The following is an 18237-nucleotide window of genomic DNA, read 5'->3' as shown; positions in this document are numbered from 1 at the left end:
CAGCCGAGCACAGAACAAGCAAAATTCACTATATAATATTTCTATTGTTACATATGAATGCCTTACGGTCAACACTAACCCACACAGCAAATTCTGGCTGCTTCTTTCCAGACCTGACCAACTAAACAAGCATCTATGCCTAATGTTAACCAAGGACCATAATAATATTATTTACTACTTACTACAAGGATTAAATTACTCCCTATATAATCACTCCCTATATAATTTTGACAATTGGCTTTTATTCAATCTTTCTGGTACTGCAAATACTTCAGGGTCTCTAATTACAAACAAACTATCAGAAATATATTGTAATTTTATAACATCATTAATTTCTATAGTGACTAAATTATCAAATTCAGTTACTTCTATTTTTTCTAACTTTTTATTCACACTATTAAACTGCAATGATAATACATAATCACTTGAATTATTGTGAATTGCTTTCACTATATATTTATCATCTACAATAGCTTCATATATTATCTTGATTTTCTGATTTAAATAATCCTTGTCACATAACAAAAGCAAGTTAATATATTCTACAGTTTTGATCCTAGATAAATGCTTCATATCATAATCATATATCGAAATATAATCTTTATCTCCCACTATTAGTAGGGGATATGGTTGATAATAATTAAAGCGAAAATTATAATTTTTATTAATTAATAAGGATCCATAATATTTATCTTTGCTTGTACTATCATAATGCACGAAATCCATAACGCAAGATTGCATAGCATCAATATACTCAGCAAGCATGGTATGACTATTTTTGTAACGTGAATCAGTCTCTTGATGAATATCACTGAAACAAGCATTATTAGATATAGTTAAAAATATACTTAAAATCAAAAAAACAAAGGACCTAACAAATATTCTCATTTACTAAACTTATTAATCATGATATCAATTTACTTAACATATCCATTATTGTATAAAATAGATTTTTACTCAATTTATTAAATTCATATATCATGAAGATAATAGCATTAAAAGAAAGAGAAAAAAATGAAATCAGATGCGCAATTACTCCAGAAACTGCAAAATTATTTGTAAATAACGGTCACGATGTATATTTAGAACCGAATATTGGTATTCAATCTAATTTTTTAGATCTAGAATACGCAGCAAATGGAGCAATTATAGTAAAAGATATAAAAGATGCAATCTCTAAAGCAAACATTATATTAAAAGTCAGACCATCCCCTATGAATTCTGAACTAAATGAATTACAGTTCGCTGCAAAAAATACGGCAATCATTGGGATGATATCTAAATATAGAGACGTTAATTATATAAAACAAGCAGTTAATAATGATATTACTCTAATTTCAATGGAACTGCTACCCAGAATAAGCAAAGTACAAAATATGGATGTACTATCTTCACAAAGTAACTTATCAGGTTATAGAGCAGTAATAGAAGGAAGTTACCATTACAACGGATCCATCCCAATGATGATGACATCAGCAGGTAGGATAAATGCTACAAAAATCCTAATAATAGGGGCAGGGGTAGCAGGGCTACAAGCAATAGCCACAGCAAAGAGGCTAGGAGCAATAGTTTCAGCATATGACATAAGAAAAGAAACAGAAGAGCAAGTAGAAAGTTTAGGCGCAACATTTTTATCACCTGAAAAAAATCATCAAGAAATAAATACCCCAGGAACAATAATCAATTCTAAAAACTTGGATGCTAATGATCAATCAATACAAGAAAATTTTTTATCTAGTATCATAGAAAATTTTAATATAGTAATCACTACAGTACAGATAGCTGGTAAAAGAGCTCCTTTAATCATTAACAATAATATTATAGATAAGATGAAACCAGGGTCTGTAATAATTGATACAGCGTGTGATTATGGAGGTAATGTGGAATCTTCTGATATTGAAAATATTATCATAAAAAACTCAGTAAAAATTATAGGATGTAGTGATCTTGCTAATAAAACACATTTTGATAGTTCAAGATTATATGCTAAAAATCTATTTAACTTTTTAAATTATGCAATAAAAGAGAATACAATTAACATGCAAGATGATATGATTTCATCAATGCATTTGGAGAATATTGAATAAAAGTCTTTGTATACAACATGTTAAAGAATTATTGTATGAAATTATAAATTGCTGATATAAATATTAATTAATGAATGGTTAAGAATGTCCATTATTTTGAATATTCAAATACTAGAAAAGGCATCTGAATTTGAGATACCTAAATATGCAACAGAAGGTAGTGCAGGGTTAGATCTATACGCAGCTATAGATAAAAATATCGTTATGTTACCAGGTACAATAGAATCAATAGATACGGGTATAATACTTGAAATACCAAAAGGATTTGAAGGTCAAATAAGACCAAAATCAGGATTAGCAATAAAACATGGAATTACTGTATTAAATTCCCCAGGTACAATAGACTCAGACTACAGAGGTGAAATTAAAATTTTGTTGATTAACCATAATAAATATAACAAGTTTATAATAACAAGAGGTATGAAAATAGCACAATTAGTTATCACAAAATATTATAGAGCCGATATTGTAGTATCAGAAAATCTGTCTAACAGTAACAGAGGAAAGGGAGGATTCGGGTCAACAGGATATTATTGAATAATTTTGCATAACTCTGATTCATCAATAATTTTTTTGATACCCAACTCTTTAGCTTGCTGTAATTTCTTCCCAGCATTGCTTCCTACAACTATGATATCGACATTTTTACTGATAGCACTAACTACCCTAGCTCCCAATTTTAATAGTTTAGATTTCGCTTCTTCTCTAGATAATGTAGATAAACCACCTGTAAAAATAACCTTCTTTCCATAGAAAATTGACTCACTGGCAATTGCCATATCTTGGATATTCAAGATATGCAAAAGCTCATCCAGTATTTTAATATTATTTGCTAATGAAAAAAAATCTTGAATTGCTTGAATAATTTTATTACCAAAACCCTCAATTGTACTCAACTCATAATACAGATCATTCTTATTATCAATATTTAATGCCTTCATTGATTCTATAAATTTAACAGCAGTTTTATATTCTTGAGCTAATAATCTGGCATTATTATCTCCTACATGTCGTATACCTAAAGCATATATAAATTTATCTAACCTAACATTTTTAGCATTTTCAATATTAGTTAGCAAATTATGTATGGATTTACTCCCCCAACCTGATAACATCATTATATTTGATACATAATCTTTAAGTAAAAATATATCTAAAACAGATCTAATAATATTTTGTTGAAATAAAAACTCTATTTGTTTACTGCCTAACCCCTTAATATTCAAAGCATCAGTACTAACGAAATGTAATATAGATCGCTTAAGTTGGCTATCGCATTGCAAAGAATTACTACAATATAATATTATTTCAGATGCATGATGCTTTATAGCTGTACCACAAGAAGGGCAAGCAGCGGGTATAAGATAAGGCAATAAATTTTTTTCTCGTTTTTGAATATTTACAGAAATTATTTTAGGTATTATTTCCCCTGCTTTTTTAAGCATGACGTAATCGCCTATTCTAATATCTTTTTTAATAATTTCTTGATAATTATGTAGTGTAGCTTTAGTAATTTTACTACCATCTATAGTGATAGGTTCCATCAATGCGAGTGGCGTAACGGCACCGGTGCGCCCCACCTGGGATATAATATCTATAATTCTAGTTTCCATAATTTTTTCAGGAAATTTATAAGCAATAGCAAATCTGGGGCTTCGTGATACATAACCCAACCTATTTTGTAATGAAAAATCATTGACCTTGCATACGATACCATCAATATGGTAATCCAATTTTTTTCTTATTGAATCCATATAATGATAAAAATCTAGTAAATCTTGTTCAGACTTTGCAAGTTTTCCGATATTATTAACCTGAAACCCTAATTTGCGTAGAAGTTTTAATAAATCTTCTTGGTTACTTACAAGCTTAGAATAAGGATCTCCTATAGCATAAACAAAATATTTTAATGGCCTTTTAGCTGTAACATTACTATCCAGATGTCTTACAGACCCTGCTGCAAAATTCCTGATATTAGCAAATTTAACGCTACCAGATGTAGCCTGCAACTCATTAATTTTTATGAAATCTTTTTCATCTATATATATTTCCCCTCTAACCTCTAGATTGTCAATATACGGGTCAATTTCGTGCGGAAGTAATCTTATTGTTTTAATATTATCAGTAATATTTTCACCAATGTATCCATCACCCCTAGTTGCCCCTAGAACCAGTTTCCCATTTTTATAAATTGCAGCAAAAGATAATCCATCAATCTTAGGCTCACAATAAATATCTATAAATGGTTCACTATCCTGATAATTGAGAAATTTACGTATTCTAGATATAAAATCCATTGTAGATTTCACAGAAAAGCTATTGCTAAGTGATAGCATAGGATAGCGATAATGATATTTTCTGTAATTTTTAGAAACAGCACTACCCACTTTACGTGTAGGGCTATCATTACTGATATATTGGGGAAATTTTAGTTCTAAAATTTCAAGATACTGAAATAATCTATCATATTCAGCATCAGTAATGACAGGGCTATCATGCTGATAATATAATATATTATGTCTATTAATTTCTTTAGATAAATAATCTATAGCTTTTTTTGCTTCTATTTTATCAATTTTATCAAAATCCAAGCTGTCAACATTCATAATCTAATCCAATCCATGTGAGTTTATTTCACTAGTTTCACACCTTAAACTACACACATGCACCCACCGCTAACCTAGCTTCTATACAACAAAGACATAAGGTACACAGCCCATGCCCGATTTAATTATATAGCAATTTATATGAACTAGCTACTCAATTAACAATCAATCTATTTTTCCCTAAAAACTTGGCTTGGTACAATGCAGAATCTGCCCTATCTATAAAAGATATCAACGACTCCTGATGCCTATATTGAGCTATACCTATAGAAATAGTTTTACTAATTTCAATATTATCTTTAGGTAGTATGAATTTTGTATTGCTTATAATATTTCTAATGTTATCTGCTACTTTCACTGCCTCATCTAACAAGGTTTGATCTAAAACGATAATAAATTCTTCACCGCCATAACGTGCTAATAGATCTGTAACCCTGATATTATCAGCGATATTAGATATTAGCTGCTGTAGTATAGCATCACCTGATTGATGACCATATTTGTCATTAACCTCTTTAAAATCGTCAATATCTATCATTATAATAGAAAGATTCGCCCTTAATTGTTTACAATCCTGAATTAAAGAGCTTATATAGCTATCAAAATATCTACGATTAAATACTCCTGTTAACCCATCTTTAGTTGATAAATTAAAAGATTCATTAATTTCTTGTTTTAACTGATCTTGATAAAATTTACGCCGTAATTGAGTTCTAATTCTTGCTTGTAGTTCACTTGCATCTACAGGATAAATAAAATAGTCATTTATCCCCAATTCCATAGCTTTCATAATAATATGCATAGAAGCATCTTCTCCTAGCATCATCAAAACAGAATTTTTAAACTTTTCCTTAGATCGTATGATACCAACCAATCTAAGAGGATCTATAAAATCGATCTGACAACTTACAATAATTAGATCCGGAATATCATTTATATAATCTAAATTACTAATTTTATTTAAAATACTAATTGCATCATATACATGTTCAAGACTTTTAGTAATATACTTAATCTGTACCAAATCATCATCTATAACCAATATTGTACTATCACTATACTCGTGCTTTAAGTCCAACAACTGCTTACTACCTATTCCAAGAGCTCTCCTTGTACTACTACGTATCTTTAATTCATCAATAATCATTTTAATACGGACAAGAGATTTAACTCTAGTAAATAAAGCCAGATCGTTCACAGGCTTAGTAAGGAACTCATCTGCTCCCACCTCCAAACCTCTAACCCTATCCTGAATATTATATAACGCAGTGACCATTATGATTGGAATATGAGAAGTTTGAGGTGCAGATCTAACCCTTAAACAAAATTCAAACCCATTCAACTCAGGCATCATAATATCTAAAAGAATAACATCTATACTATAAGTGTCAATTAATTCTAGCGCTTCTAAGGGGCTACTAGATTTTAGAACTATATAATACTCGCTCAACAACTTATCTTCTATCAACTTTAAATTGATAGCTGAATCATCTACAACCAGTATAGTTGCTGTCATATATTTATTGATTTTGTCTATCTAATGAACATATTAATGATATTATAAAAATCACTAATGTCAAACGGTTTTGCTAAATATATTTCACACCCAGTTTTCATAACCAACTCTTTGTCTTGTTGTATACCAGAAGCACTAACTGCAACAATTGGTATGTTTTGTGTAATAATATCTGATTTTAATGACTTAATTAATGTAATACCAGAAACTACTTTAAGTTGTATATCCATCAATATTAAACTAGGTTTTTCTTTCTTAACAAAATCGACTATCTCATATCCATCTTGAGATAATATTACTGCACAATGCTTAATTGCTAAAAGATCATAAAATAATTTATAATTCAGTTTATCATCCTCTACTACCAACACTTTCTGCATAACTATTTACTATGTTAATTATTACTAAATATTTAACATAGTAACATTAATATCAAACATTGTATATATATTACTAAATGCTCTTTGCACTGAAGTGGCGAAGCTCTTAACATCTTTAACAGCTAACTACCATCATTTTTTTAAGAGCCTTACACAGATTCAGTTATCTGAGAAGGACAGCCATCCTTTCTTTGCAACTTGATAATCATACAATTTTTTATATTTATAATAGTATCTGTATCTCACCATGTACAGATTTACATCTATTGCAACTCCATTTTTTGTTCAATTTTAATTCATTATTAATTTCCTGCATACAGACCCTATCTTAGAATTCACAAAAAATTGACCTAATTTTATAATCTTTTACCTACATTGTTAACTTTATACGATAATTTTTTGATAAAACTATGCCAAAGCATCTCACATATGTTTTGATAAATTTCTGTTTTTTACTATATTTTTTACCATAATACACTAATTAATATAAACTAAAGATAAGATTACATCTATTGTATTTGATATTAAACACTGTATAATCTAGCGTAGAATAGTAGGAATCACAGTAGTGACATTATTGTATCAATACAGTAACAAAATGTAGTTTAGATATAATACTAGCTAAACTTTAGTAGATTAATTTTAATGTATTTTAATCTTTGATACTGATACTGCACTGATTAAACAATTTTTTGAATCAGTTAATAGAATTGCAAAATAAAAAATTTCCATTAATAGAACTAAAAAATATTTATAAAAGCTATAGAAATGATTTAATATTAAATAATTTCAGCTTTACAGTAAATCAGGATGGGTTTATCACAATATTAGGCCCATCTGGATCTGGCAAATCTACCATACTAAAACTTATAGCAGGGTTAGAGTGTGTAGACCAGGGAGAAATAGTCATGAATGGTCAAAATATTACTAAATTGCCTCCAAATGCAAGGCCAGTTAACACTGTATTTCAAAATTACAGCCTATTCCCACACATGAATATATATGCAAATGTTGCATTTGGTCTAAAAATAAAAAAAATTCCTGATAATATAATCAAACATAAAGTGGATGAAGTCTTACAATTGGTCCGAATGCAAAAATATGTAAATAAAATGCCTGATCAACTTTCAGGAGGAGAAAAACAAAGGGTGGCAGTAGCAAGAGCTATTATAAATAAACCAGCAATATTGCTACTAGATGAACCCCTAAGTGCATTGGATGAAACGTTAAGAAAACAAATGCAAAAAGACTTAAAACAAATGCAAAAAGAGCTCGGGATAACATTCATACATGTTACCCATGATCAAGAGGAAGCACTATCAATATCAGATATTATAGTAGTAATAAATGAAAATGGGATAATAAAACAAATAGCAGATCCCAGAAGTATATATGAAAGACCTTCAAATATGTTTGTAGCAAATTTTATAGGAGAGATTAATTGCTTTGATTCAGTTATTACTTCTATAAATGAAAGCAATTGTGAACTAATATTAGAAAATGAATATCTGTATATCCTGTATTGGAATGCAGAAAATCATGCGAGAGAGATATCGATTAATCAAAAAATTAAATTATGTATCAGACCAGAAAATCTTCAGTTATTAGAAATAAAAGATTATACTGAACAAACTACAGTAAGTCTTACTCAGAAAATGATAGCTACCATAATCGATATAAGATATAGAGGAGCATTATTTGACTATATTTTATCACTTCCAAATAAAAAAAAAATTACCGCTACCATATCACAAAGATCTATGTTAGAATGCCCTGACCTAAAAATTGGTAAAAAAGTTCTAGTTACTTGGGATAAAACACATGAGGTAATTATTAGATAAATTAAAGTTTTAGTTATATCCTAAGTACTAAGTCTTAGTCTAGAAGCATTTGGTATTTATGAATATTTTAACAAAAATCTATAAAGAGTTATGTAATACGAAAAAATTAAGTCAAATAGTATTTTTTATATTAGTTATTATTTGGTTATCTATATCGTTTATTTTCCCTAATCTTACTCTATTATTAATAAGTTTTTTTGAAAGAGACGAATACTCAATATTTACAACAAATTTCACAATAAATAATTATCTAAAATTATTTTCTTCAGTATATTTTGTGATATTCAGCAAAACTTTTATCATTTCACTAACTGTCACTGTAATATGCCTAATAATTTCTTACCCTTTTGCATTTTATATATCGCAAAATATAAAAAATAAATCACTCAAAGACATATTATTCATATTAATAATCATACCCTTTTGGACAAGCCCATTGCTAAGAAGTTATTCTATTATGAGCATATTGAAAATCAATGGATTAATTAATCAATTATTAATTAAAGTCGGAATAATTCAACATCCTATAATGTTATTATATAGCTGGAACGCAATGATTATAGGGCTAGTATATTCTCTGTTACCACTAATGATTATGCCTCTATATATCATTTTTGAAAAGTTACAAAAAAATTATTTAGATGCAGCAAAAGATTTAGGAGCAACTAAGATAGATCTATTTTATTTTATCATTACACCATTAAGTAAACCGGGGATCATAACAGGGTCAATTTTAGTATTTCTATCTAGCATAAGTATGTTTTTCATTCCAGAAATGCTTGGAGGAAACAAAGATATTTTATTAGGAAACTTAATTAAAAATAAATTTCTGATCTCTTATGACTGGACATTCGGAGCATCTATAATCAATATAATCAATTTCACTATTATAATAACTAGTTATATATATTCAAGATTCTATAAAAAATCGTAATATAACCTCTGTCTAATAGTATTAAAAAATACTTATGTATTATGCTAAAAATTTTAATCAAGATATATATAGCATTTATCTATATATTATTTTATTTACCAGTTGTATTACTTATAATATATTCATTCAATGAATCACAATATAGTGAAGGAATATTTGATAAAAAAACTATATCCTGGTATATAAAGCTTTTAGATAACAATGCACTATTATCTAGTGCTCAAAATACTATACTCGTAGCAATAATCTCAGCATCTTTATCGGTATTGATAGCAATCATATTTGCTTTAGGATTAAATAAATATCAATTTAGTGGTAAAAATTTTGTTTTATCTATAATCTATGTTCTGATAGTATCGCCTGATATCACATTAGGGATAAGCCTACTTGCTTTATTTAAAATATTGCATATCAACTTAGGATTCACAACCGTCTTACTATCACATATCATTTTTAGTATAGCTTTTATATTAGTAATATTATTATCCGAAATAGAAAATTTAAATAAATCAATGTTAAGGTCTGCACAGGATCTAGGAGCGAATGAATGGCAAATTTTTAGGCTAATTATCCTACCAAATTTAAAGCCTACAATAATATTTAGTTGGTTTTTCGCGTTTACCATTTCGCTAGACGATGTTATAGTAAGTTTTTTTGTATCAGGGCCAGGGATTGAATTATTGCAACTGAATCTATTTTCAATGATGAGGTTAGGCATTAATCCGGAAGCAAGTGCATTATCTAGTATTATGTTTGTTATCACTCTTATATCGGTATGCATTTCATATTGCAATTTTAGAAAAAAATTATGAGAATTGTTATTATTTTATTCCTGATCTCGCTATATCTTAGTGAAATATCCTACGCAAAAGAATTAAATTTATTTATTTGGTCTGAATATATCCCAAACAGAATCATAAAACAGTTTACAGAGGAAACAGGGATAAAAGTAAATATATCAACCTATGAAGACAATGATTCCTTATATACAAAAGTTAAATTATTAGCAAATGATCTAAACAATAGCAACAATGGTTACGATATTATCATTCCTTCTGGTTATATGATAAATAAAATGCGAAAAGATAATTTATTATTGAAAATAAATTACAATAAAATTAGTAACATAAAACATCTAGATCAAAGATTATTAAACAAAGCTTTTGATCCAAATAACTTATATAGTGTCCCATATCTTTGGGGTAGTACCTCTATATGCTACAACTCTAAATACATAAAAACTAAGGTAGACAATTGGGAAAATTTATTTGAACCACAATATAAAAATCAATTATTATTAGTTGATGACATGATAGAAATATTACACATAATTTCTCTAAAACTAGGGAATAACAAAAGCAAGATTAACAAAAATAATATTGATCAAGTATATAATGAATTAGTGAAACTATTGCCAAATATTAGAGTATTTGATTCATCTTCTGTAAAATCATTATTCATTAATGAAGAAATCAAAATAGGCATAGTCAATAATGGAGATGCTTATATTGCATCTAAATTTAATCCAAATATTAAATATATATATCCGAAGGACTCAGCATTATTCTGGGTAGATAACTTAGCCATACCAATAAATGCAGCACATATTGATGAAGCCTATCAATTTATAGATTTTATACATAAACCAGAAATAGCCAAATATATCTGTGAATCTTTAGGTTTTTCTAGTCCTAATAAAACAGCATTTCTGCTACTAGATAAAAAGATACAAACAAATCATATCATTTATCCTGAAGATAAAATACACAACATAGCAGAATTCCAAGGAGATATAGGAGATGATATTCTACTATATGAAAAATATTGGGAAAAATTAAAATCTCATTTTTAACTTTTAGATATCAACAAAATTGCTATAACAGAAAAATGGCTCCCCGGGCTGGGTTCGAACCAGCGACCAAACGGTTAACAGCCGTTTGCTCTACCACTGAGCTACCGAGGATCTACAACAATCAGGTCGCCAACCACACCACCAAAGACCTTCCCTACCAGATAGGTAACAATAAAAAATCACCAAAAGCAACAATTATCTTAGAACGAGAAAAGAAAACAACTTAGATTATAAGCTTGACAATGACCTACTCTCCCATACTTTATAGCATAGTACCATCGGCGCTATGAGGTTTCACATTCGAATTCGGAATGGTATCGCGTGTATCACTCATGCTATTATTATCAAGCTAATAATTTAAGCCAAAAAATATCAATTTTTAACAACTCACAAATAAGAGTAGAACATAAACTAATTTTTACAATACAAATTAACCTGAGATAAAAATGTGGCAATATAAAGTTAGCACTACGCATAAACTAAATAAATCCCAGCAAAATAAATCAAAAAAGCTATTAGTACCAGTTAGCTGAATATGTTACCATACTTACACACCTGGCCTATCAAAGTGTTAGTCTTACACAGCTCTTAGAGAAGTCTAGTTTTGAGGCAGGCTTCTTGCTTAGATGCTTTCAGCAATTATCCCTCCCGTATTTAGCTACCCAGCAATGCTATTGGCATAACAACTGGCACACCAGGGATACGTCCACCTTGGTCCTCTCGTACTAAAGGCAGCTCCTCTCAAACTTCTTACACCCACGGCAGATAGGGACCAAACTGTCTCACGACGTTCTAAACCCAGCTCACGTACCACTTTAATTGGCGAACAGCCAAACCCTTGGGACCTTCTACAGCCCCAGGATGTGATGAGCCGACATCGAGGTGCCAAACGATTTCGTCGATATGAGCTCTTGGAAATCATTAGCCTGTTATCCCCGGAGTACCTTTTATCCGTTGAGCGATGGCCCTTCCACACAGAACCACCGGATCACTATGACCGACTTTCGTCTCTGCTTGTCTTGTCAGACTCGCAGTCAGGCTAGCTTATGCCATTGCACTCTAATAGTTGATTTCTGACCAACCTGAGCTAACCATCGCACACCTCCGTTACTCTTTAGGAGGTGACCGCCCCAGCCAAACTACCCACCATGCATTGTCCTTAATCCTGATTCAAGGATTCAAGTTAGAAATTAAAAATTAAAAGGGCGGTATCTCAAGGGCGACTCCACAGACACGGATGCCTGCTTCATAGTCTCCCGCCTATCCTGCGCATTTAATCCCTAATCACAGTACAAAGCTGTAGTAAAGGTTCACGGGGTCTTTCCGTCTAACCGCGGGAACTCCGCATCTTCACGGAGAATTCAATTTCGCTGAGTCGATACTGGAGACAGTGGGGAAGTCGTTACGCCATTCATGCAGGTCGGAACTTACCCGACAATGAGTTTCGCTACCTTAGAACCGTCATAGTTACGGCCGCCGTTTACTGGGACTTCAATTTAGAGCTTGCACCCCTCCTCTTAATCTTCCAGCACCGGGCAGGCGTCAGACCCTATACGTCGTCTATTGACTTAGCAGAGTCCTGTGTTTTTAATAAACAGTCGCTACCCCCTATTCTGTGCCACCTACAAATGGTTGCCCAAATATAGGCCATCCTTCTTCCAAAGTTACAGATGCAATTTGCCTAGTTCCTTCAATATCGTTCTCTCAAGCGCCTTGGTATACTCTACCTGTCCACCTGTGTCGGTTTGGGGTACGGTCTTCAAATGAAAAAATTATTTCCTGGAAAAAATTCACTGCATACTCAATCCAATAAGAATATACAACTTACTTTCTTCGTCATTTTTTCTAGGTTCAGGAATATTAACCTGATTCCCATCGGCTACGCCTTTCAGCCTCGCCTTAGGGGCCGACTAACCCTGCGCAGATTAACTTTACGCAGGAAACCTTGGACTTTCGGCGAGAATGTTTTTCACATTCTTTATCGCTACTCATGTCAGCATTCTCACTTCTGATATCTCCAATGACCCTTACGAATCATCTTCACAGATCTACAGAACGCTCCGCTACCACTTAAACAAAAACCACGTAACAAAATTTAATGAAAATAATTTCATTAAATTTAAGTAACATTAATTTTTAAGTGTTTAAATTCGTGTCTTCGGCACGTAACTTAAGCCCCGTTACATTATTGGCACAGAAAAACTTATTTAGACTAGTGAGCTATTACGCTTTCTTTAAATGATGGCTGCTTCTAAGCCAACATCCTAGCTGTCATGGTTTTCCCACATCCTTTCACACTTAGTTACGATTTAGGGGCCTTAGACGACGATCTGGGCTTTTTCCCTCTTGACCATGGATCTTAGCACCCATAGTCTGTCTGCTATGCTATAGAAATTGACATTCGGAGTTTAATTAAGTTTGGTAAGCCTGTGGGACCCCCTAGCTTATTTAGTGCTCTACCTTCAATATCGACTACATAACGCTCTACCTAAATAGATTTCGCGGAGAACCAGCTATATCCGAGTTTGATTGGCCTTTCACCCCTAGCCACAGTTCATCCCCTAATTTTTCAACATTAGTGGGTTCGACCCTCCAACAGATTTCACTCTATCTTCAGTCTGACCATGGCTAGATCACTCGGTTTCGGGTATAATCCATTGAACTAAATCGCCCTATTAAGACTCGCTTTCGCTACGCCTACACTTAACAGCTTAAGCTTGCTCAACAAATTAAGTCGCTGACCCATTATACAAAAGGTACGCCGTCACAAATAAGAATATTTGCATATCCTTACTGCTCCGACTGTTTGTAAGCATTTGATTTCAGTTACTATTTCACTCCCCTCTCGGGGTACTTTTCACCTTTCCCTCACGGTACTAGTTCACTATCGGTCGTCAGAGAGTACTTAGGCTTGGGGGGTGGGCCCCCCATATTCAGACAGAATTTCACGTGTTCCGCCCTACTCGAATACTTTAAAATTTTTTACTTATACAGGGCTATCACCTACTATTGCTAACCTTTCCATGTTATTCTAATTTATTATTTTTTAAAGTCATTGGCCTGATCCGCTTTCGCTCGTCACTACTTACGGAGTATCTATTTGATATCCTTTCCTTCAGTTACTTAGATATTTCACTTCACTGAGTTCGCCTTGTACAACTATTTTATTCACTGTACAATATCTGTAAACAGATGGGTTTCCCCATTCGGAAATCTTCGGATCAAAACTTATTCGCAGTTCCCCGAAGCTTATCGCAGCGTATTACGTCCTTCATCGCCTTCCAACGCCAAGGCATCCATCAAATGCTCTTATAATATTTACTTGCTTGAGATTTATACTAATTATATACGTAGAACTAACTTTATATAAAAATAGCACATATCAACTCAAATTCATTAAAATTTAGTATTACAATTATAGTAATATAAATTCTAACCTATTGCGGTATAAAAATTCGAATTATATCATTTACTCTTAAAACAACTACACAGTGGATAGATAATTAGAGCAGATACTACTGGACTGATACTAATTAGATATAAATGTGTAAACATACCGAAGAAAACGAAGTGACTCCCTTCTTACTAAAAACAAAGTTGTAAACGCCATACACTCGATAATTACCGGCAAGTGTAGTGGAAGCAACAATGATTGTCAATCATTAAAATACTCAAAATCACTCTATTATAAAATAATATGGGATACCTAAATCACCTAAAGGAATCTAAAGAAAATAAACATCTACTAACACAAAGAATGTCACAAATACCCCTATAACGCATAATGATTAATAAATCACACCTAAATATCTAATACACTAATCTAATACACTACCCAGCTAAAAGTAATGAAATGCATAAAACATGATGTTTAGATTAATTGAAACAAAAAGAAGCCAAGGAAGATCAGAGCTATAAGCATAACCTTAGTACAAAATCTCACTAAAACACAACAAACTTATGCTTTGATAAAGATATTTCAAATGAAATTAATGAAAAAGACAAGACAATCACAAATAAAAATTTATAACAAAATAGCTCTATTAGTGATTGAGGATATACTATATTACTGCGACAAATTTATTATTTCTTCTATTCATAAATTTTACTCTACCTTCTACTAAAGCAAATAACGTATGATCTTTCCCTATACCTACATTAGTGCCAGGATAAAATCTAGTACCTCTCTGTCTGACAATAATATTACCAGCTATAACAAATTGTCCATCTGATTTTTTTACACCAAGCCTACGCCCTACTGAATCTCTACCATTTTTACAACTACCACCGGCCTTTTTTGTTGCCATATAAAACCCAAATATTAAATCTTGATAATTTTAATCTTAGTCAAATTCTGCCTATGACCATTTTTTCGCCTATAATTCTTTCTGCGCTTTTTCTTAAACACTAATATCTTACGATCTTTAAAATGTTCTACAATACTTGCTTCTACAACCAGACCTTTAACTGCTGGATATCCTATCTCTAACTTCTTACCTGAAGACCTTAACAAAACCTGATCTAATTTTATCACGCTACCCACTGTGCGATCTAACTTTTCGACATCAATAACATCCCCAGCAGAAACCTTATAATCCTTACTACCACATTTTACAACTGCAAACATATATTAATATCCAATTAAAACACTCAAAAAAATATAAAATAACCCAGAATCGTAAATTCACTATAAACTATCGAATTAGCTAGGCACTTACTAAAAATACCGTGATTGTATAATAATAAGCTACTTAGGTCAACCAAATAAACTGACCTTTCACCTCAATTAGATAAATATGGTTTTAAGACATATAATAATTATAGAAATTTTAATTGTTAGTTTAAAATCAATCTACTCTATCACTAAAAGTAACATGTATAAATTTCGCTATATTTATGGTATAATTACCTGTGGTACAGATAGTAAATGGATTAAAAGAGCATTATGGAGCGTTATATTGCAGCAATACATAAAAAAGAAATTCAAAGCGGAATGCGTAAAGTAGTACGTGAATACATCTTTAATAAAAACAGTGATTTGTTAAGAACATATTGTGATGGCAAAAACTATTTACCTTCATTTGTTTTGTTAAAACAAATAAAAGAAAAATTAAAATTTTTCGTATTACATGATACGATATTAGGGAAGTTAGTGAATCAATCTATAAAGCTATCAGAAAAATTTTACTATAACTTAATTAATCTTAATGACAAGCCATCCCACATAAGAGGCGTTATATCCAATAACAACCATATAGAACAACTACAAAAATATGGACAAGATTTACTATATACTTTGGTAATGATAAAACAAAGACTCAAAATTATTAAAATCACTCTACGAATACAAAATTCTAAAACACAAGGGAAAATACTCAAAAATCAATCAAAAATTAATCATTTAGTAAAATATTTCACTATAATTTTATATTATAAAATATCTGAATTACAATTTATATACCCATTTCTAATAAATATCGCATATAATTTAATGATTTTATGCATGATGTCTGCGATATCACTCATCATATATTACACTCTATTTCATCTAATACATACAGCGTTCCTATTACTAATAAGTTTGATATGCAATACACTTATAGTCATTGCATCTATGATATACTCACCAATATATAATTTTGATAATAAGGATATATTTGGTAATAATATTGCAATACATAAGCACTTCATATTCGTTAATAATTACGTAAAAAGGCATTTATTCGATTAACTCAAATCCCTCTAATAAATTATTGATTCTAGGACAATTTGAATTTAATGTAATTCATTATCCAGGTGGGGTGGTATGAGAGTAAACCTAACAGAAACTCATGACGCGCTCTAAGCGCATAATATTTATTAAAATCATATCAATAAAAATAAAATTGATTTGCTATATTAGTGATCATGATATAATATAGCGCTGCTGAGGGCGTCAAATAAAATTCTATAAGTTAAATTTATGTTACAAATCATTAATGACAATGACTTTTATACTAAAATCGATAGCCCAAAACTTGTATTGGTAGATTTTTGGGCAACGTGGTGTAATCCTTGTCAAATGTTCTTTCCAGTACTAGAGAATGTTTCTAATGAAATGCAGGATGTGGTAGAGATATTTAAGATGAATATAGAGGATAATACAAAAATTCCTACTGAGCTATGCATAAGAGGTATACCTACTGTAATCATGTTTAAGGATAAATCTCAAATATCTGTCAGGTCAGGATTTCAAGATAAACAAAAATTAGTAAGCTGGATCAATGAACATCTAAAAACTACCAAATCATAATAAAATATATTCGGTGTCAATTTATATTCAAGCAATAAATATTATGCTGATATACAAAACGGAAGTCTAGGTTAATCCGATACGTGTGAATTAGTAAAAGTGAGTCATGATTAACGATTTTGAAATAACGTTCGATAATTTATATCAATTCAAAAATTTAAAAAAGATAGACGAGATCTTTCTTAGATATCTAAACTCTGTAAATACGAAGTTATGCTCTTCACTACATTCATTAAGGAAGAATTTTAATACTCAGTCTAACCAGTTACTAGATTCCGATTTTTTAATAGAATTGTCCTTGGTATTAGATGACTTCATCGCAAAATTATTTAACATAGAAAAAGAAAATTTTATACTTAAAACCAAGCATAAAGAATTTAATATTATATACGAATGTAAAAGGAAATTTATACAAAGAACTGTTCTACAAAATTATCCAATAGGATCTGTTACAAAACAAGAGTTTGACAATCTATCTAAAAAATTGGTTGGATTAATAGGAAAAAGAAATATTACAGAAAGATTATTTGCTACATATGTTATAAAATGCTGCAATGACCCTATAAAATATAAAAGAGAATTAGAAATAACAGCAAAATACGCATCATATATGATATCAAATAATAGTAGCTTATCGATATTCGATATACCCCTACCTAATCCAAAACACACTAAAATCAGATGCAATAAAATTGTAAAACTTAAAAAAAAACTGTATTAGGCTTTAAT

15 protein-coding genes, 1 tRNA gene, 2 rRNA genes and 1 other RNA gene are annotated in these 18237 nt (G+C 30.8%); 9 read left to right on the top strand and 10 right to left on the bottom strand.

From position 1 onward, the window contains the following. Window positions 1-60: 60 nt before the first annotated feature. Window positions 61-154: signal recognition particle sRNA small type (ffs, locus tag IHI24_RS02015), an RNA gene on the bottom strand. Between the two features lie 56 nt (window positions 155-210). Continuing rightward, on the bottom strand, window positions 211-888 hold the full coding sequence (locus IHI24_RS02010; RefSeq protein WP_194966398.1) for a LolA family protein: 678 nt from the start codon (window positions 886-888) through the stop codon (window positions 211-213). A gap of 92 nt (window positions 889-980) precedes the next feature. On the opposite strand from IHI24_RS02010, the gene IHI24_RS02005 reads away from it, so the two are divergent. Both IHI24_RS02005 and dut read left to right on the top strand, forming a co-directional pair. Further along, on the top strand, window positions 981-2087 hold the full coding sequence (locus IHI24_RS02005; protein WP_194966397.1) for a Rossmann-fold NAD(P)-binding domain-containing protein: 1107 nt from the start codon (window positions 981-983) through the stop codon (window positions 2085-2087). Window positions 2088-2171: 84 nt separating this feature from the next. After that, window positions 2172-2624, top strand: coding sequence for a dUTP diphosphatase (gene dut, locus IHI24_RS02000; RefSeq protein WP_194966396.1), 453 nt, complete (start codon window positions 2172-2174; stop codon window positions 2622-2624). On the opposite strand, the gene ligA is transcribed toward dut, so the two are convergent. The 3 genes from ligA to IHI24_RS01985 all read right to left on the bottom strand — a co-directional run bounded on the left by ligA (window position 2618) and on the right by IHI24_RS01985 (window position 6589). Next, on the bottom strand, window positions 2618-4693 hold the full coding sequence (gene ligA / locus IHI24_RS01995; RefSeq protein WP_194966395.1) for an NAD-dependent DNA ligase LigA: 2076 nt from the start codon (window positions 4691-4693) through the stop codon (window positions 2618-2620). The genes dut and ligA overlap by 7 nt on opposite strands. Window positions 4694-4847: 154 nt before the next feature. Beyond that, window positions 4848-6209, bottom strand: coding sequence for a PleD family two-component system response regulator (locus IHI24_RS01990; protein WP_194966394.1), 1362 nt, complete (start codon window positions 6207-6209; stop codon window positions 4848-4850). 17 nt (window positions 6210-6226) lie between these two features. Next, window positions 6227-6589: a response regulator gene (locus IHI24_RS01985; RefSeq protein WP_194966393.1), complete on the bottom strand. Its 363-nt coding sequence runs from the start codon at window positions 6587-6589 to the stop codon at window positions 6227-6229. Window positions 6590-7281: 692 nt separating this feature from the next. On the opposite strand from IHI24_RS01985, the gene IHI24_RS01980 reads away from it, so the two are divergent. From IHI24_RS01980 to IHI24_RS01965, 4 genes are read left to right on the top strand one after another with little or no spacing between them, the layout of a single operon-like run. Then, window positions 7282-8430, top strand: coding sequence for an ABC transporter ATP-binding protein (locus IHI24_RS01980; protein ID WP_194966392.1), 1149 nt, complete (start codon window positions 7282-7284; stop codon window positions 8428-8430). A 58-nt stretch (window positions 8431-8488) separates the two neighbouring features. Next, window positions 8489-9364 (top strand): ABC transporter permease, encoded by an 876-nt coding sequence (locus IHI24_RS01975; RefSeq protein WP_194966391.1) that lies wholly within the window; start codon window positions 8489-8491, stop codon window positions 9362-9364. Between the two features lie 41 nt (window positions 9365-9405). Continuing rightward, complete coding sequence (locus IHI24_RS01970; protein WP_194966390.1) at window positions 9406-10176, top strand: ABC transporter permease subunit; 771 nt, start codon at window positions 9406-9408, stop codon at window positions 10174-10176. Beyond that, complete coding sequence (locus IHI24_RS01965) at window positions 10173-11216, top strand: ABC transporter substrate-binding protein (RefSeq protein WP_194966389.1); 1044 nt, start codon at window positions 10173-10175, stop codon at window positions 11214-11216. The genes IHI24_RS01970 and IHI24_RS01965 overlap by 4 nt, the downstream gene beginning before the upstream one ends. 36 nt (window positions 11217-11252) lie before the next feature. Here IHI24_RS01965 and IHI24_RS01960 read toward each other — a convergent pair. The 5 genes from IHI24_RS01960 to rplU all read right to left on the bottom strand — a co-directional run bounded on the left by IHI24_RS01960 (window position 11253) and on the right by rplU (window position 15843). After that, window positions 11253-11327, bottom strand: a tRNA-Asn gene (locus IHI24_RS01960). Window positions 11328-11450: 123 nt separating this feature from the next. Continuing rightward, a 5S ribosomal RNA gene (gene rrf / locus IHI24_RS01955) occupies window positions 11451-11565 on the bottom strand. Between the two features lie 146 nt (window positions 11566-11711). Beyond that, window positions 11712-14539 (bottom strand): 23S ribosomal RNA (locus IHI24_RS01950). A gap of 738 nt (window positions 14540-15277) precedes the next feature. Beyond that, window positions 15278-15523, bottom strand: coding sequence for a 50S ribosomal protein L27 (rpmA, locus tag IHI24_RS01945; RefSeq protein ID WP_194966388.1), 246 nt, complete (start codon window positions 15521-15523; stop codon window positions 15278-15280). Window positions 15524-15537: 14 nt separating this feature from the next. Then, a complete protein-coding gene (gene rplU / locus IHI24_RS01940; protein ID WP_194966387.1) occupies window positions 15538-15843 on the bottom strand; it encodes a 50S ribosomal protein L21 in 306 nt (101 codons plus the stop codon). Between the two features lie 318 nt (window positions 15844-16161). Here rplU and IHI24_RS01935 point away from each other — a divergent pair, with 318 nt between their 5' ends. The 3 genes from IHI24_RS01935 (at window position 16162) to IHI24_RS01925 (ending at window position 18229) form a co-directional block, all read left to right on the top strand. Beyond that, window positions 16162-16947 (top strand): hypothetical protein, encoded by a 786-nt coding sequence (locus IHI24_RS01935; RefSeq protein WP_194966386.1) that lies wholly within the window; start codon window positions 16162-16164, stop codon window positions 16945-16947. A gap of 231 nt (window positions 16948-17178) precedes the next feature. Then, the gene (trxA, locus tag IHI24_RS01930; protein WP_194966385.1) at window positions 17179-17508 is read left to right on the top strand and encodes a thioredoxin; all 330 of its coding nucleotides are present in this window, start codon (window positions 17179-17181) and stop codon (window positions 17506-17508) included. 106 nt (window positions 17509-17614) lie between these two features. After that, window positions 17615-18229, top strand: a complete 615-nt coding sequence (locus IHI24_RS01925) for a hypothetical protein (protein ID WP_194966384.1) — start codon at window positions 17615-17617, stop codon at window positions 18227-18229. The last annotated feature ends 8 nt before the right edge of the window (window positions 18230-18237 follow it).

Origin of the sequence: Rickettsia endosymbiont of Cardiosporidium cionae (assembly GCF_015476335.1) — a bacterium.
GTDB lineage: Bacteria > Pseudomonadota > Alphaproteobacteria > Rickettsiales > Rickettsiaceae > JADHZC01.
This window is presented reverse-complemented; position numbering and strand designations above follow the sequence as displayed.

Bases quoted from the DNA above. Each gene is read 5' to 3' on its own strand.
- IHI24_RS01975 (WP_194966391.1), top strand. From the start codon at position 8,489: ATGAATATTTTAACAAAAATCTATAAAGAGTTATGTAATACGAAAAAA.
- IHI24_RS02005 (WP_194966397.1), top strand. From the start codon at position 981: ATGAAGATAATAGCATTAAAAGAAAGAGAAAAAAATGAAATCAGATGC.
- IHI24_RS01965 (WP_194966389.1), top strand. From the start codon at position 10,173: ATGAGAATTGTTATTATTTTATTCCTGATCTCGCTATATCTTAGTGAA.
- dut (WP_194966396.1), top strand. From the start codon at position 2,172: ATGTCCATTATTTTGAATATTCAAATACTAGAAAAGGCATCTGAATTT.
- trxA (WP_194966385.1), top strand. From the start codon at position 17,179: ATGTTACAAATCATTAATGACAATGACTTTTATACTAAAATCGATAGC.
- IHI24_RS01970 (WP_194966390.1), top strand. From the start codon at position 9,406: ATGCTAAAAATTTTAATCAAGATATATATAGCATTTATCTATATATTA.
- IHI24_RS01985 (WP_194966393.1), bottom strand. From the start codon at position 6,589: ATGCAGAAAGTGTTGGTAGTAGAGGATGATAAACTGAATTATAAATTA.
- IHI24_RS01990 (WP_194966394.1), bottom strand. From the start codon at position 6,209: ATGACAGCAACTATACTGGTTGTAGATGATTCAGCTATCAATTTAAAG.
- rpmA (WP_194966388.1), bottom strand. From the start codon at position 15,523: ATGGCAACAAAAAAGGCCGGTGGTAGTTGTAAAAATGGTAGAGATTCA.
- ligA (WP_194966395.1), bottom strand. From the start codon at position 4,693: ATGAATGTTGACAGCTTGGATTTTGATAAAATTGATAAAATAGAAGCA.
- IHI24_RS02010 (WP_194966398.1), bottom strand. From the start codon at position 888: ATGAGAATATTTGTTAGGTCCTTTGTTTTTTTGATTTTAAGTATATTT.
- IHI24_RS01925 (WP_194966384.1), top strand. From the start codon at position 17,615: ATGATTAACGATTTTGAAATAACGTTCGATAATTTATATCAATTCAAA.
- IHI24_RS01935 (WP_194966386.1), top strand. From the start codon at position 16,162: ATGGAGCGTTATATTGCAGCAATACATAAAAAAGAAATTCAAAGCGGA.
- rplU (WP_194966387.1), bottom strand. From the start codon at position 15,843: ATGTTTGCAGTTGTAAAATGTGGTAGTAAGGATTATAAGGTTTCTGCT.